The sequence below is a fragment of the Martinezella sp. CNPSo 3732 genome (genome assembly GCF_057784515.1).
On the sequence record NZ_JBXSOO010000019.1, the window covers coordinates 87,383 to 101,051 of the forward strand.

Annotated in this window: 14 protein-coding genes; 5 read left to right on the forward strand and 9 right to left on the reverse strand. The window is 58.4% G+C overall.

Going from position 1 to position 13,669, the window contains the following annotated elements:
* Nucleotides 1-2 precede the first annotated feature (2 nt).
* The 5 genes from AC13RM_RS25075 to AC13RM_RS25095 all read right to left on the reverse strand — a co-directional run bounded on the left by AC13RM_RS25075 (nucleotide 3) and on the right by AC13RM_RS25095 (nucleotide 4,386).
* Nucleotides 3-461, reverse strand: a complete 459-nt coding sequence (locus AC13RM_RS25075; RefSeq protein ID WP_488555798.1) for a phosphonate C-P lyase system protein PhnG — start codon at nucleotides 459-461, stop codon at nucleotides 3-5.
* 137 nt (nucleotides 462-598) lie between these two features.
* On the reverse strand, nucleotides 599-1,318 hold the full coding sequence (locus AC13RM_RS25080; protein WP_488555799.1) for a PfkB family carbohydrate kinase: 720 nt from the start codon (nucleotides 1,316-1,318) through the stop codon (nucleotides 599-601).
* Nucleotides 1,319-1,407: 89 nt separating this feature from the next.
* Nucleotides 1,408-2,247 (reverse strand): carbohydrate ABC transporter permease, encoded by an 840-nt coding sequence (locus tag AC13RM_RS25085; protein ID WP_488555800.1) that lies wholly within the window; start codon nucleotides 2,245-2,247, stop codon nucleotides 1,408-1,410.
* The gene (locus tag AC13RM_RS25090; RefSeq protein WP_488555801.1) at nucleotides 2,244-3,128 is read right to left on the reverse strand and encodes a carbohydrate ABC transporter permease; all 885 of its coding nucleotides are present in this window, start codon (nucleotides 3,126-3,128) and stop codon (nucleotides 2,244-2,246) included. The genes AC13RM_RS25085 and AC13RM_RS25090 overlap by 4 nt, the downstream gene beginning before the upstream one ends.
* Before the next feature lie 10 nt (nucleotides 3,129-3,138).
* Nucleotides 3,139-4,386 carry an extracellular solute-binding protein gene (locus AC13RM_RS25095; RefSeq protein WP_488555802.1) on the reverse strand — a complete coding sequence of 416 codons (1,248 nt, stop codon included), beginning with the start codon at nucleotides 4,384-4,386 and terminating at the stop codon, nucleotides 3,139-3,141.
* A 221-nt stretch (nucleotides 4,387-4,607) separates the two neighbouring features.
* Between AC13RM_RS25095 and phnF the strand changes: the two genes are divergently transcribed.
* The 3 genes from phnF to AC13RM_RS25110 all read left to right on the forward strand — a co-directional run bounded on the left by phnF (nucleotide 4,608) and on the right by AC13RM_RS25110 (nucleotide 7,586).
* Nucleotides 4,608-5,366, forward strand: coding sequence for a phosphonate metabolism transcriptional regulator PhnF (phnF, locus tag AC13RM_RS25100; protein WP_374818432.1), 759 nt, complete (start codon nucleotides 4,608-4,610; stop codon nucleotides 5,364-5,366).
* Between the two features lie 101 nt (nucleotides 5,367-5,467).
* Nucleotides 5,468-6,304, forward strand: a complete 837-nt coding sequence (locus AC13RM_RS25105; protein WP_374818430.1) for a class I SAM-dependent methyltransferase — start codon at nucleotides 5,468-5,470, stop codon at nucleotides 6,302-6,304.
* A gap of 181 nt (nucleotides 6,305-6,485) precedes the next feature.
* A complete protein-coding gene (locus AC13RM_RS25110; RefSeq protein ID WP_374818428.1) occupies nucleotides 6,486-7,586 on the forward strand; it encodes an acyltransferase family protein in 1,101 nt (366 codons plus the stop codon).
* Between the two features lie 124 nt (nucleotides 7,587-7,710).
* Here AC13RM_RS25110 and AC13RM_RS25115 read toward each other — a convergent pair whose 3' ends face one another.
* From AC13RM_RS25115 to AC13RM_RS25125, 3 genes are all read right to left on the reverse strand, one after another.
* Nucleotides 7,711-8,637, reverse strand: a complete 927-nt coding sequence (locus AC13RM_RS25115; protein ID WP_374818426.1) for a cation diffusion facilitator family transporter — start codon at nucleotides 8,635-8,637, stop codon at nucleotides 7,711-7,713.
* Nucleotides 8,638-8,787: 150 nt separating this feature from the next.
* Nucleotides 8,788-9,726, reverse strand: coding sequence for a phosphatase PAP2 family protein (locus AC13RM_RS25120; RefSeq protein ID WP_374818424.1), 939 nt, complete (start codon nucleotides 9,724-9,726; stop codon nucleotides 8,788-8,790).
* 115 nt (nucleotides 9,727-9,841) lie between these two features.
* On the reverse strand, nucleotides 9,842-10,714 hold the full coding sequence (locus AC13RM_RS25125) for a helix-turn-helix domain-containing protein (protein ID WP_374818422.1): 873 nt from the start codon (nucleotides 10,712-10,714) through the stop codon (nucleotides 9,842-9,844).
* Nucleotides 10,715-10,837: 123 nt separating this feature from the next.
* Between AC13RM_RS25125 and AC13RM_RS25130 the strand changes: the two genes are divergently transcribed.
* Both AC13RM_RS25130 and AC13RM_RS25135 read left to right on the forward strand, forming a co-directional pair.
* On the forward strand, nucleotides 10,838-12,070 hold the full coding sequence (locus AC13RM_RS25130; RefSeq protein WP_374818420.1) for a cytochrome P450: 1,233 nt from the start codon (nucleotides 10,838-10,840) through the stop codon (nucleotides 12,068-12,070).
* A complete protein-coding gene (locus tag AC13RM_RS25135) occupies nucleotides 12,067-12,420 on the forward strand; it encodes a 2Fe-2S iron-sulfur cluster-binding protein (protein ID WP_374818418.1) in 354 nt (117 codons plus the stop codon). The genes AC13RM_RS25130 and AC13RM_RS25135 overlap by 4 nt, the downstream gene beginning before the upstream one ends.
* Nucleotides 12,421-12,482: 62 nt before the next feature.
* Here the strand turns inward: AC13RM_RS25135 and AC13RM_RS25140 are convergent, their stop codons facing one another.
* Complete coding sequence (locus AC13RM_RS25140) at nucleotides 12,483-13,529, reverse strand: isopenicillin N synthase family dioxygenase (protein ID WP_374818416.1); 1,047 nt, start codon at nucleotides 13,527-13,529, stop codon at nucleotides 12,483-12,485.
* Nucleotides 13,530-13,669 lie beyond the last annotated feature (140 nt).

A 13,669-nucleotide genomic window follows, 5' to 3' on the forward strand; every position in this document is an offset into this window, starting at 1 on the left:
GGTCAGAATGTCTCCATCTGCACGCGGGTCGCTTCAACTTTCTGAAGGAGCCGCCGGTCTTCTTCGTCCTGATGGCGCTGTTCGGTATTCAGGAGCTCGATGATAAGATCGGCCCGGTGACCGGCAGCGATTGCGGCATCTATGACCGCCATGCCCATAGCGTGCTCGAGATCTCGACCGACGACTGCGCCATAGCCTTCAACGGCGCGATCCGGCACGCGGATATGTGCTTCGGACACCAGAACTTCGCCGAGATGGAAGGCCGTGCTGCGAACCGTATCGATCAGCGGCAGCATGGCAAGGCCGGTGCGGTTCGCGACGACATCGACTTCGCCGAGCGTGTCGAGCACCTTTTCGGCCGCGGCCTTTACGTTCGCCGGCCGACCTGCGGCGAGAATTTCCAGCGCCTGCGCATGCGTATAGAATGCGCTGACCGGATTGCCAGTCTTCTCCTCAGTCATCATCTTTTCCTCGGGCATCAGAATTTGTGCGGGGGAGTGGGAGCTCTCAAATATTCGAATGACTACTATAATCATTCGAATGAATTGTCCACGGCGTTTTGCCTTGCTCGAAGAGATTTTTGGAGTGCAGCGAATCCCTAGGCGCTACGCCAGCGCAGCCATTCCGCCGTGATACGGCTTGCTTCCCACGCAGCGATCGCCGGTGCCTGCCCCTGCAGCAAGGCAAACAGGAAAGAGCCGGCAAAGCGGTCACCGGCACCGATGGTATCGGTGGTATCGACCTTTGCAGCGGGCTTGATTTCTACCGCCTGCAAGCCGTCAAACAGGGTGATGGGGCGCGTGCCGTCGGTGAGCACCAGCATCTTCAGGCGTGAACCGGCGATCCTACCGGCCCGCTGCCAAGCGAGATTGAGATCATCCGGAACATCGTCGCGCGAAGAGATGACATAATCGGCCGGACGCGGCGTTGCTGGCCGCAACGGAAATTGCGACAGGACGAGCGGTTGGGCATCGATCTGCGCGACAAGGCTTTCGTCGAGCGCGAGGGCATTGATATAGACGCCTGTGCCCGACAGCTTGCCGGCGACTGTCAGTGGATGAGACCGCCCGGTCGGTGCGAGGATCGTCCGCTCTCCACTCGGCTCGAGGAAAATTTCCAGCGGCGCCGTCTCACCAGGCGCCATCATGATGTATTCGGTATGGAAGCCGGCCGTGGAAAGTGATCGCAGTGCGGTTTCTCCTTCTTTATCCTGCATTAATCGCGAGACGATGGCGACGTCGGCTCCCAATTCCAGCAGCTGCAGGCCGGTATAGAAAGCGCCGCCGCCGAGACGGGTCGTGCGGGACGAAAATTGCATGCGTCCGCCCGGAATCAGCGGTGCATCCAGCTGCCATATGCGATCGTGATTTACCGATCCGATTACGATTATTCGGGGCATGTATCTGCCTATCTGTCGTCGATGCCTGGTGCCAGCGCGTCTACGATGAAACGCTGCGCCAGCAGGAAGATCAAGAGAACGGGGACGATCGACAACAGGCTTGTTGCCATCAGCGGCCCCCAGGCCCGCTCTGCACCCTCCAAATCGGCGAAGGCCGCAATACCCGTCGTCAACGTCTTCTTGAAGGCATCATCCAGCACGAGCTGACCCCAGAGATAGATGTTCCAGGCCCCCATGAAGGAAATCACCGAAAGGGCTGCTATTGCGGGAATGACATTGGGGACGCCGATCTCGATGAATTGCCGCCACAACCCGCTTCCGTCCATGCGTGCCGCCTCGAATATCGAAGCGGGAAGCGATCGGAAAGCCTGGCGCATGTAGAAGACATAGAAGCCGATATAGGGGATCGAAGGGATGATCATCGCGCCGTAGGTATTGAAGGCCTGGAGTTTCACGATTGCGATATAAGTCGGAATGATCGCCAGCACGTTCGGGAAGGACATGGTGGCGATGACGAACCAGAACAGCACCTGTCGTCCGCTGAATTCCAAGCGGCCAAAGGCGAAGCCGGCGGGCACGGAAAGAACGAGCTTTCCGACGGTGATCAGGGTTGCGGTCAGCATGGAATTCCAAAGCCACATCCAGATGGGATGACGGCTTGCGGCGATGGTGAAATTCGATAGCGTCGGATTTTCCGGCCAGAAGCGTACGGCCCTGGCCATGATCATGTCATTGGGCGTGAAGGCCGCGGACACCATCCAGACGAGCGGAAACACGGTGACGATGCAGATTGCCATGAGCACGATGTGTAAGAGCAACCTGTGAAGTCTATGGCCGATATCGCTCATCTGTAATGCACCCGCTTCTCGCTGACGCGGAACTGCAGCCAGGTTATGGCGAGTACGAGCACGATGATGATGACGGCGACGGCGCTGGCCGGGCCGAACTGGAAGAAGAGCAGGCCCTGCTGCCACAGGAAATAGAGAAGGCTCGAGCTTCTGCCGGCAGGGCCGCCATGGGTTAGCACATCGATGACGCCGACGATGTCGTCGAGCACATGGAAGAAAGTCGTGACACTGATGAAAAAGGCTGTCGGCGTCATCAGCGGCAAGCTGATATCGAAGAAATGCCGCGTCGAACCAGCTCCATCGAGCTCAGACGCTTCGCGCAACTGATGCGGCAGGTTTGCGAGCGCCGCCAGCCACAGGAGCATGTTGAGGCCGAAGGTCTTCCAGAAGGTGACGAGGCTGACGCAGAGAAGCGCAAGGTTCGGATCCGTATGCCAGCGCGACGGCGGGAAGCCAAAATGGCCGAGCATCTCGTTGAAGAGGCCGTTGACCGGATTGAAAAGCCAGGACCAGGCAACGCCTGCAACCGAATAGGCGACGATCGTCGGGAGGAACAGGCTGCCGCGATAAAGCCCCTGCAGCGGATTCTTGCGTACCGCGTGCAGCATCACCGCGAAGATCAGAGGGATGACGATCTCGGCAGGGATGAGGACAACGCAGTAAAGCAGCGTATTCCATGCCGCCATGCGGAAATCGGGATTGTCGAAGATGGACGCGTAGTTATCGACGCCGACAAAACGGATATCGGCCGACAGCAGATTCCAGTCGACTACCGATAGCAACATCGACGCTATCAGCGGGCCGTAGAGGAATATCGCGACGGAAAGAACGGCTGGCCCCACGAACAAATAGGGAGCCAGCGATCGAAGACGAAATGGCATGATGCGCAGCCTATGCCGAAATCAGCCCGGCAAGTTCATCGTGAGCGCCCTTGATGCCATCGGCAATCGTCGTTTCCTTGAGCAGCATGCGCGAGACCCACTTACGCCACACGGCTTGGCCTTCGAGGCCGCGCTTGCCGGGCCAGATCGTCTCTGCGGTCAGGCCATCGGAAAGCTGTGCCGCCGCTGGCTTCATGAACTCGTTGATCAGCGGAATATCGTGCTTGGAGGTGTTGAGGTAGCCGGTCTCGGACCAGAGCGCCTGGCCCTCCTTGGAGGCGCAGAATTCAAGGAAGGCAAGAGAGGCTTCCGCCTGTTCCTTGTTGCGGGTGTAGACGGCGAGGAAATTGCCGCCGCTGTTCATCTTGCGCTGATGTCCTGGGAGCCCGGGGAATTTGGTCGTGACAGCCTTTGCTGCGCCGAACGGAAAGGTGACGGCGGCGGTCGAGCTGGTCGTGCAGATTGCAAGCGCGCCGGACTGGAAGGCGGCGGTCTGCTCCTTGTCGCTGACGGGCAGCCAAAGACCTTCATGGGCCGGAGCGCAATATTCGCTCATGCCGGCGATGGCTTCCGGACTGTTGAGGGCCAGCTTGCCGTCGGGATCGATGATGAAGCCGCCGGCGTTCTGGATGAAGGACTGGCTTGTCCATTCGTTGTTGGAGAGCGAGATCGGCGAGCGGTAGGTCGGGTGCTTGCCTTTCAGGGCCGCATCGAGCTTGCGCGCGCTCTCGTAGAGCCACGTCGTATCCGGCGTTTCCGGCAGATTGGGATCGAGGCCGGCAGCCTTCCACATGTCGCTGTTGATATAGGTGACCGGCGTCGACATCGCCCAGGGAAGGCCGATGACTGCGCCGTCGATGGTGACCAGCGGCAGGACCGACGGGCGGAAACTGGCGAGGATTGCTTCTGCCTTTGCAGAATTGATCTCGCGAAGGTCGCGGGCGCCGAGGGTGCGTCTGGCGAAATAGCCGAACTTCCAGCCGGTGATCATCATGGCTGGCGGGCGGCCGGCGGCGACGCTTGCGACCGCCTTGGCGGTCACCGCCTCATAGTCGCCGTCGAAGCGGTTGGTAACGATTATGCCGAGCTGCTTGGCGTTGAAAGCGTCGACAACCTTCTGGAACGGCTTATCAGGTCCCCAGGTGCTCGAAATCTCGATAGCCGCATCGGCGGACCGGGCCTTGCCGATCATAGCGATCGATGTACCGATAACTGCGGTCGCACCTGCGATAAATTGAAGACGATTAAGTCCTACCATCTTATCCTCAATATCCGAATGATTAATAAAACATTCGGATATTTACTAACGATGGCGAGTGACACCTATATGAAGGAAAATATGGCTAAGCGCTAAAGTCCGATGGCGAAATTGACTTTGGCCGCCGTTTGTTGGATTTCCGATATCAGGCACAGATTGAAAATCGATGCTGTAGCCGATATATGACATTCGAATGACATGGTTGAATTCGGAAGGCAGGCATGGAGAAGAAATTGCTGCACGGGCAATGGCAACAGGTCGAAAGCGATATTGCGGAGGATATCCTGACCGGTCGCCTGTCACCGAAGGCGCAGCTTCCGACGGAATCCGACCTTATGGAACGTTTCGGCGTCGGACGACACACCATACGGCGCGCCATTTCCCGTCTTGAAAGCCGGGGACTCGTGCTGGTCGAGCAGGGGCGCGGAACCTTTGTCAGGGATAGCCGCCTTGATTACCGCCTGTCCGAACGTACGCGCTTCTCCCAGAACCTGCTCGATCAGGGCAGGGAGCCGCTCGGCCAGGCCATCCATGAAGAAGTTGTTCCGGCCTCAGAACTGATCGCCGAAGCCTTGCGGCTTCCCCTTGGCGAGCCGGTCTACCATATCGTGAGGCGAGGCTTCGCTGACGAGGAGCCGATCAACTATTCGCATGCCTATTATCCCGTGCGCCGCTTTCCGGGTTTCGATGAGGCGCGGCGCAGTGGGCGCAGCGTCACCGTTATTCTGGCTGAGTACGGCATCCCGGACTATATCCGCCTGCGCACGGATATTGTCGTTCGTCTCCCGACAAGCGAGGAGGCGAAGCAGCTCTGCCAGTCCATGTCTCAGCCGGTGGCTGTGTCGAGAAAGGTGGACGTCGATCTCAAAGGCACGCCGATTTCCTATTCGGAATCGGTCTGGCCGGGTGAGCGCGTGCAGTTCTCTATCGACAACACTAGCCAGCTTCTGGACGTGCTTGCCCGCGGTGTCACGGGCTGAACGGACTGGTTCCGCGCGATTAGGTCTCATCAGAGCCTGAATGACGCGTCTGCCGCGATATGCTAATATTGGGCCTTATCAGGCGCGCAGCGGGTGATGCGATGTTGGAGGCAGACAAGGTATTCGCTGGCTCGATTCCGGAAAACTACGACCGCCATATGGTGCCGTTGATTTTCGAGCCTTACGCGGCAGATATTGCCCAACGAGCAGCGTCATTGCGGCCTGGCACAGTGTTGGAAATCGCTGCAGGCACCGGCGTTGTCACCCGCGCATTGACGCCGAAACTATCCTCCGGCGCAAGCTATGTCGTCACCGACCTCAACCAGCCGATGCTCGATTACGCCGCTTCGCGGCAGTCTCCCGACCACCGCATCACATGGCGGCAGGCGGATGCGCAGTCGTTGCCCTTTGAGAATGCGTCCTTCGATCTCGTCTTTTGCCAGTTCGGCGCCATGTTTTTTCCGGACCGCATCGCAGCCTATCGCGAGGCAAAGCGCGTTCTGAAGCCCGGTGGATATTTCCTGTTCAACGTCTGGGATCGCATCGAAGAGAACATATTCGCGGATGACGTCACGAACGCGCTTGCCCGGATTTTTCCGGAGGATCCGCCGCGCTTTCTGGCGCGCACTCCGCATGGCTATCACGATGTGGATCGGATTCGCAGCGATCTCGAGAGCGCGGGTTTCTCCGAAATTGCGATTGAAACGAGAGCCGAGCAAAGCCGGGCATCCTCACCGCGTCTTCCGGCCGTCGCTTATTGTCAGGGAACTCTGCTTCGCAACGAAATCGAGGCCAGAGAAGCGGGGAAGCTGCAGGCTGCAACCGACTATGCCGCCGCCGCGATCGAAGCCAGACACGGTAGCGGCGAAGTTGCTGCCAAAATTCAGGCGCATATCATCCTGGCGACGGCTCATCCCGCTGAACCTCTGAAAGATTAACTGAAGAATAACTATAATTTAAAGCGCGATTGCCGAATTATGCATGCGGCGACGAGTTGTTATATTGTCTTGGATACCAAATGGAGATCTAGGGCAATATTCGCTGAGCTTTCCGGTGGGGTTTTATAGGGAAATACCTGAGGGACGAGATGCGGGCAGCAATGCCGGCAAATCCGCTCACATGCTCGTGAACCTTCAGGTGCTGCGCGCTCTCGCAGCCTCCTCCGTGGTCATCGCCCATGCCTTGCACGAGACAGAGATCCTGGCAGCAGCGACAGGACGCGCAGCTGTCGATGGCTCCGCCTGGAATCTCGGTTTCGGCGTCGACATCTTCTTCGTCCTTTCCGGCTTCATCATGACCCATACCGCGGCATCGGAGTTCGGCAAGAGCGGCGCTCCGCTGCATTTCTTTCTGCGGCGTTGCGCCCGGGTCGTCCCCCTCTATTGGCTATTGACGAGCATCATGCTGCTTGGCGCGCTCGCCGCACCCTCGCTGCTCGTCGTTCCCGTCGGCTCCATATCCCATGTTCTCGCCTCCTATTTCTTCATCCCGTCCGGGCGTGGCGTGGGAGAGATCAGGCCGGTGCTCGCGCTTGGCTGGACCCTGAATTACGAGATGCTGTTCTATGTGTTCTTCGCACTGGCGCTCCTTTTGCCGATAAGGCTGGGGATCGTCTGGCTGTCGGTGCTCATGGTCGGGATGGCGCTCGTCGGAAATCTCGTCGACCCCAGCCATGTCCAGATAGCATTCTGGACAAGCCCGATCATTCTGGAGTTCCTCTTTGGCGTCTATGTTGCTCTGATTTTCCGCAGCGGCGTAAGGATCGGCAAGGGTATTGCGTTCGGGCTCGTAGCCATAGGGCTTCTTGGCTTCGTTCATGTCTCCACACTTTGGAACGATGCGGCCTTGCCGCAATTCCTGCGAAGCGGTTTGCCTGCAGCTCTGCTTGTTCTTGCGGCGGCAATCGGTCCCGCTTTGCCTCACAGGAGGCCTGTCCTCTGGAGCGCAGCTTTGGGAGACGCCTCCTATAGCCTTTACCTCGCCCATCCTTTTATCCTGCGGCCCATGCGAGCCATTTGGGCGCAAATGATCGGCGGAGCTCTTCCGCCTGCGCTGTTCGCTGGCTTCTCGACGCTCGCTGCTGTCCTGCTTGCCCTGGCACTTTTCAGAGGTCTCGAGAAGCCGCTTACGCGCGGTGTGCAGGACGTCATACTCGGCTCGGCACGGCGCAAGCGGATATCGGCTGGGGCACTCCCCACGGCGGATACCGAGAGTGCCTGACGCTTTCAGGCGGTTTGCTTTTGGCTGAGATAATCGACGTGGTTCAATGCGGCTGAGGCGATTGTGTCGAGCTGGGTCGCAGCGCGGGTCAGCGTGTTCAAGGATTGGCGGGGCTAGTGGCCGCTCAATCGGCCCATTCCGGATCGGTCGTAAACGCGATCGTCAGCCAACGATCCGGCCCTTCGTCGCCGACCGCTTCGCCGATTTCGTCGCGGATACGGTCCCACTCCTCCAGCTTCTTCGCGGGACCATCCGGCGGAACGATGAAGTACAGTTCGATCTGCTTGCCGCGGCCGACCCGCGCGACATAGGAGCGGTAGGATAAGAAATCGTAGCGTCGAACGATGTCGGTCGCGACGCGATCGACATGTTCCCGAAGGTCCGCGGGTGTCACGAGCAGGATGTCGGCGAATGCCTGCTTGATCGTTCCGATCGGCATGGGAATGACGATGAGGCAGACGAGAGCCAGAGCGACCGGATCGACATAGGGCGATATCCATTGCAGGTTCGTTCCCTGAATGAAGAAGCCGAAGATGAAGGCAAGTAGCAGCGCGCCGCTCAGGCAGCCTGTCATGATCCAGGCCTTGGCATCCAGTGCGATAAAATTGGATCGGAGCGTCTTGTTTGCGCGGTTGCCATAGGCTGCCATCAGGAAGGCGATGATCATCGTCAGCACCGCGTAGATGATGGCTTGATCGAAAGAGAGATGGCGGCCGCCGGCCATGATGCTGCCGATGGCGTTGATCAGGGCATAGATCGCGGCTCCCGTCAGAAGCACACCATTGAGGCCAAGCACCATCGGCTCGAGGTGCCAGAAGCCCATGGTGAAATGCTTGGCGAATTTGCCGGCGGGCGTCGTGTTCGTCGCGGAGGATATGATCAGATTGGAAACGATCAATGCCACGATCGTCATGCTCGCATCGGTAAGCGCGTAGACGCCGTCAAAGACGATCGCATATGAGCCGGAGAGGATACCGAAGACGATACCGGCGACGGCCAGAACGAACGTCACGATGATGGAAACGCGCAGAACGCTTTGTTCGGTCGTCACTTCTTAGTCCCCGGCTAAAGGCACGGCGTGCGCTTCGGATCGCTGACCATAACTCTTAACGCGCCATGTGCGCTGAGCCAATCGGGCGACAGCCATGCAATCTCCATTCGGATTGACTCCCAGGCTCTCATCGCCTTGCTCGCTATTCTTTCAATGGGAAAGTTGAGCATTCTCACAGAGCGATGCCGATTTCCTAGCAGGTAAGCGGGTGACATAAAGGACCAGTGCAATCGCAAAACCCGTTATGGCTATTCCGGAAATAAGATCGACCACATAGTGACCACCTACAACGAACGCGGAGAAAAACATAAATATATTCAGAATGATAAGTGGAAAACGAACCAGTTTCAACGGCCATGTGGCCCAGGCGCAAAGAATAGCAGCGGCGGCATGGACGGATGGAAAGGTTATGATGCCGCTTGCTTGATCCAAGCGAAGGACGAAGCCTGGATCGGTTCTGACCGCCATCATCTGGTCTACAGAGGCAAGACCCCAGGAAGCGTCAATATTCTTGAACTGCGAGATATCGATCGAAAGCGCGGCATAAGTTCCAAGAGCCGGATACCAAATGGAGATGAAACTCGCGAAAACGCAGATGAACCCATGTGCTGCCACCATCTGATAGGCACGTGCAGCTTGCCGCGATATGCTTAGCAGGGCGGGCAGGAGCAGAAGCTGAAATGCGAATGAGTTATATGCCAGGGTAAGCGCCAGAGGGAATATAGGATGAGCGTCGGCAGTGGCAATCAAGGCCATCCAATCTATCCCGAGGTTTTGGTCCATCTGCATGAGGCGGTGATCCTGCAGGGGATGATTTGTCAGCGCTGCCAAGTAGGTCAGCATTATTAACGGGCCGGTCAATGCTATTCCCAATCCCACAGTCTCAACTAGGGATCGAAGATATTGTAGTTTGGGTTTCCGAAGGAGGTAATTGAAAGTGGCAACACAAATTAAAGAGGAAGCAGCCGATGCCAGAAATTTCGTCGAATCCATCTTAAGGCCGCCAAGATAGGTAAGAATCCAGGCAGCTAGGTAGATGGCTGCTGTAAAGCCGAATAAAAAATATCGCGCTTTGGATATTTCGCTCACGGGGCGCTCCTTTGCAGATTGCAAATCATAGCGCCTTCTCGTTAAGGTTTTATGCGCGGGGTAGTTGAAGATAATATTGTTACCCCACCCGTTCGACAGGTGAAACTTTAGGCGTCTATCGGCTTACGCTTTCGCCCTGGCGTCTAAACTCGCTCGGCGTGACGCCCACGAGCTTCTTGAAGTCACGGGCAAAGTGGAATGGATCGGGGTAGCCGCATCTGGCGGCGATCTTGCCGATCTGCTCATCCGTTACCACCAGCAGCCGCTTGGCGGCGTTTACGCGCTCGTGCCGCAGCCAATCGATAGGCGTCGTTCCCGTTCTCTGACGGAAGCGGCGGAACAGTTGTGCTTGGCTGAGATTAGCGGCCGGTGCGAGTTCTGCCACCGTCCAGGTGCGTGCCAGATCGGCTCGAACCGCTTCCATGACCCGCTGTAGGCGCTGAACGGCGCCGCCAGCGTCGCCATTGTGGGCCCGCTCCGATACCAATGAAGAAATCAACTGGGCGAGCAAGGCGAAGCACTGGCTGTCGGCAAAGAAGCCTCTTCCTTCCACTTCATCGAGGATTCCCTCGAACACGCCTTGTAGATTGTGCACAGCCTTCATGTCGAAAACCGGATTGGCGACCACGCCAAGGCTGTCAAACAGGGCGTCGAGCCCGTATCCGACGAAGCCCACCCATAGATAGGACCAGTGCGCATGGCGTGGCTCGCAGCGATGCGAATACAGCATCGAGGAATCCAGCCAGGCGATTGTCCCCTCATGCAGCAGGCTGGAGACTCCGTTGACCTGCAACAGGCCTTTTCCGCCGAGAGTAAGGATCAGGGTATGATGGTTGAAGCGGTGGGCGATCGGCATTTCCGCTGGCGTGCAGATCCGCCGTCCGGCGGCGAGAAGCGTGTAGGGAAAGGCGCGGGACAACTTTCCCGGAGTCTGAAAGAAGACGTCGTCAAGGGGGAGGGTTGCTGGTGAAGTCGCTTTATCGGTCATGGCGACCTAACCCTATTGGGGAATGAGAGTTTTATCCATATGGCTGCGGTTGGCATCCATGTCTTTTCATTCCGCGCCGCTGTATTCTACGGTGATAAGCTAGAATGGACAAAGGTCCTGATCATGCCGACGGCAACCCCAGCATTCGATCCGCTCTCGCAAGCGTTCACTGACGATCCCTATGCCGCTTACCGTGAGCTGCGCGCCACTCCCGGTCCGGTCTATTACGAGCATTTCGACATATGGCTGTTGTCGCGCTATCAGGATGTGGCCATTGCCGCCGCTGACAAGACGCTCGTGCGCTCGCTCGAATTCTTTCTTTCCCCGGAGGAGATACAGGAACAGAAGGTTCGGCAGAATTGGCACGACATGCCGAACCATTCGCGTTTCGTGCAATTCAGCCTCCTGGATTCCGATGGCGAAACCCATGACCGGCTGCGCCGCAAAGTGTTCCGTGAATTTACCCCGGCACTCGTTGCGCGTCAGCGCGGCATGATACAGGATTTCGTCGACCGCCTGCTCGACCGTCTCCTGCAAGCGGGCACGATCGATTTTGTCGAAGATCTCGCCTCGCAGGTTCCGGGCCACATCATCGGCTCCGTGCTGGGCGTGCCGGAAGAATATGCCGGGCAGCTGCGCAAATGGTCGGAAGAGGTCGTGCAATATTTCGATGTCGATCGCAGCGCCGAGCGCAAGGCGATAGCCGAACGCGCGACGACGGAATTCTACGAACTCCTCAAGGAACTCATCGCCGAGCGCGTGCGCAACCCGCGCGACGATCTTCTCTGTCGGTTAACCGAGGCGCATGTTGCAGGCGAGCTGACCGAAGACGAGCTCGTCTCCACCTGCATGCTGATCCTGATGGCCGGACATGGCTCGACCATCGATGTGCTGGGTAGCGGCATGCATGCTTTGATGCAATATCCCGATGCTCTGCAAAAGCTGCGGGAAACCCAGGCCGTGATGCCGACTGCCATCCAGGAAATGTTCCGCTTCGAGTCCCCGTTGCCATTCTTCCATCGCTATCTGACGGAAGAAAAGACGATTGCGGGCACGCCACTGCCGAAGGGCACGAAGATCGGCCTGCTCTACGGCGCGGCCAATCGTGATCCGGAGCAATTTGACTCGCCCGATGTGTTCAATGTCGAGCGCACACCCAACCGCCATCTGGCGTTCGGCGGCGGCGCGCATTTCTGTCTCGGCAATCATCTCGCGCGGCTGGACATGGAGATCATTTTCTCGACGCTCCTGCGACGCACCCGCGCGATCGAGCTGCTGGACGACAGTCCCGCCTATAAGCGCGGCCTATCGGTGCGCGGTCCGAAACGTCTGGACATCCGTCTCATTGCCGCGTGAGCGGGCTTACCGAAAATATGGAGAATGCAATGTGTGAAATCGTGTTCATCGATTCCGTTGGCCGCGAGACGTGCGTTAAGGCGCAGGAGGGCGAGACCTTGATGGCGGTGGCCGTCAGAAGCGGCATCGACGGCATCGTGGCGCAATGCGGCGGCGCCTTGGCCTGCGGCACCTGTCATTGCTACATTGAGCAGCCCCATTTCGATCGTTTACCGCCGCCTTCCGAAGAGGAAGCGATGATGATCGAATTCGTGATGGAGCCGGCGCCGAACAGCCGATTGAGCTGCCAGATTCTTGCGAGCAGCGTCATCGACGGCATGCGAGTGATCGTGCCCGATAGCCAGCAATAGGGACTAGCCCCAAGACGAGGCGACCGATGTAGACCTCGCCTAAATTTTTGACGGTATCCGGTCTAAACCGACTGCTCTGATGCCAGGAGATCGGCATAGTGGGCGCGAGCGACATCCGGGTGGGAGCGCAGCCGGCTCTTCAGCTGGTTCTGGCCGACTTCACGGAAGATCGGGTTTAGGGGATCGACAGAGATGCCGCGCTCCGATCGCTTCAGCTCCTCCGGCAGTTCGATGACGGGGATCGTCGCATCCGGCCGGGATCCCAGGAAAAAGGCGACGGAGAAACGCTCGACGCCGGCAGGCGGTGCGATGACGTCATGCACGTCGGCACGCACGAAGCCGTTCGTCGCAAGCTCGAGCAATTCGCCGGTATTGATGACGAAGGTGCCCGGCACCGGCGGCGCATCGATCCAGACGCCGTCTTCCGTGCGCACCCGCAGGCCGGGCGTGGTGTCCTGCAGCAGCACGGTGACGAAGCCGCCGTCCTTGTGGGCGCCGACGCCCTGGTCCGTCTCGGCGACGTCGCGGCCGGGATAGCGGATGATCTTCAGAAGCTGCGAGGCCTGTGGTTCGTAAATATCGGCAAAGACATTCTCCGGCTGGCCGAGAGCTGCGGCGATCGCCTTCAGCACGTCGATGCCGATGCGCGTCACCTCGGCCTGATAGGCAAGCAGCAGAGGCTTGAGTTCCGGCAATGCCTCCGGCCACTGGTTCGGTCCCTGCAGGCGCCGCCAAGCGGGCGTATCCGGGCCGATCTCGAAGGGTGTGCTTTCGGTGTTGATGTCGAGCTGCTCGCGCCAATCCTGTTCGCCGCGGGTACGCTCCTGGCCGGCGCGATTGTAGCCGCGGAAATGCGGCGACTTGACCATCTCGATCTTGAGCTTTTCTTCCATGGGCAGCGCGAAGAAACGCTTGGCCGTGGCCACCACGTCGGCAATCAGCTTGGGATCGACGCCGTGCCCCGTCAGATAGAAGAAGCCATGATCGTAAAGCACCATGCGCAGCTCTGCGATAAAGGCTTGATGCTCTGCCGGCGAAGCATAGAGGCGCGACAGGTCAAGCGTTGGAAGCGATATGTCGGAGCCGGTCGGCGCGGTATGGGAGGTCAATGAGGTTTCCTCTTTCAAGCTCGTCTTTGTTCTCGGGCCGTGATGCCATCGCCTGCCTGTTCTGTGCCGTGGTGACGCAAATCGCCCTTGTGGATTGAGGCAAGGCTAGAAGCCCTTCGACACTAAGGCAAAGAAGATAA

What these genes read in the sequence shown, in the direction of transcription:
- AC13RM_RS25075 (WP_488555798.1), bottom strand. Translation starts at nt 461, where the DNA reads ATGACTGAGGAGAAGACTGGCAATCCGGTCAGCGCATTCTATACGCAT.
- AC13RM_RS25080 (WP_488555799.1), bottom strand. Translation starts at nt 1,318, where the DNA reads ATGCAATTTTCGTCCCGCACGACCCGTCTCGGCGGCGGCGCTTTCTAT.
- AC13RM_RS25085 (WP_488555800.1), bottom strand. Translation starts at nt 2,247, where the DNA reads ATGAGCGATATCGGCCATAGACTTCACAGGTTGCTCTTACACATCGTG.
- AC13RM_RS25090 (WP_488555801.1), bottom strand. Translation starts at nt 3,128, where the DNA reads ATGCCATTTCGTCTTCGATCGCTGGCTCCCTATTTGTTCGTGGGGCCA.
- AC13RM_RS25095 (WP_488555802.1), bottom strand. Translation starts at nt 4,386, where the DNA reads ATGGTAGGACTTAATCGTCTTCAATTTATCGCAGGTGCGACCGCAGTT.
- phnF (WP_374818432.1), top strand. Translation starts at nt 4,608, where the DNA reads ATGGAGAAGAAATTGCTGCACGGGCAATGGCAACAGGTCGAAAGCGAT.
- AC13RM_RS25105 (WP_374818430.1), top strand. Translation starts at nt 5,468, where the DNA reads ATGTTGGAGGCAGACAAGGTATTCGCTGGCTCGATTCCGGAAAACTAC.
- AC13RM_RS25110 (WP_374818428.1), top strand. Translation starts at nt 6,486, where the DNA reads ATGCTCGTGAACCTTCAGGTGCTGCGCGCTCTCGCAGCCTCCTCCGTG.
- AC13RM_RS25125 (WP_374818422.1), bottom strand. Translation starts at nt 10,714, where the DNA reads ATGACCGATAAAGCGACTTCACCAGCAACCCTCCCCCTTGACGACGTC.
- AC13RM_RS25130 (WP_374818420.1), top strand. Translation starts at nt 10,838, where the DNA reads ATGCCGACGGCAACCCCAGCATTCGATCCGCTCTCGCAAGCGTTCACT.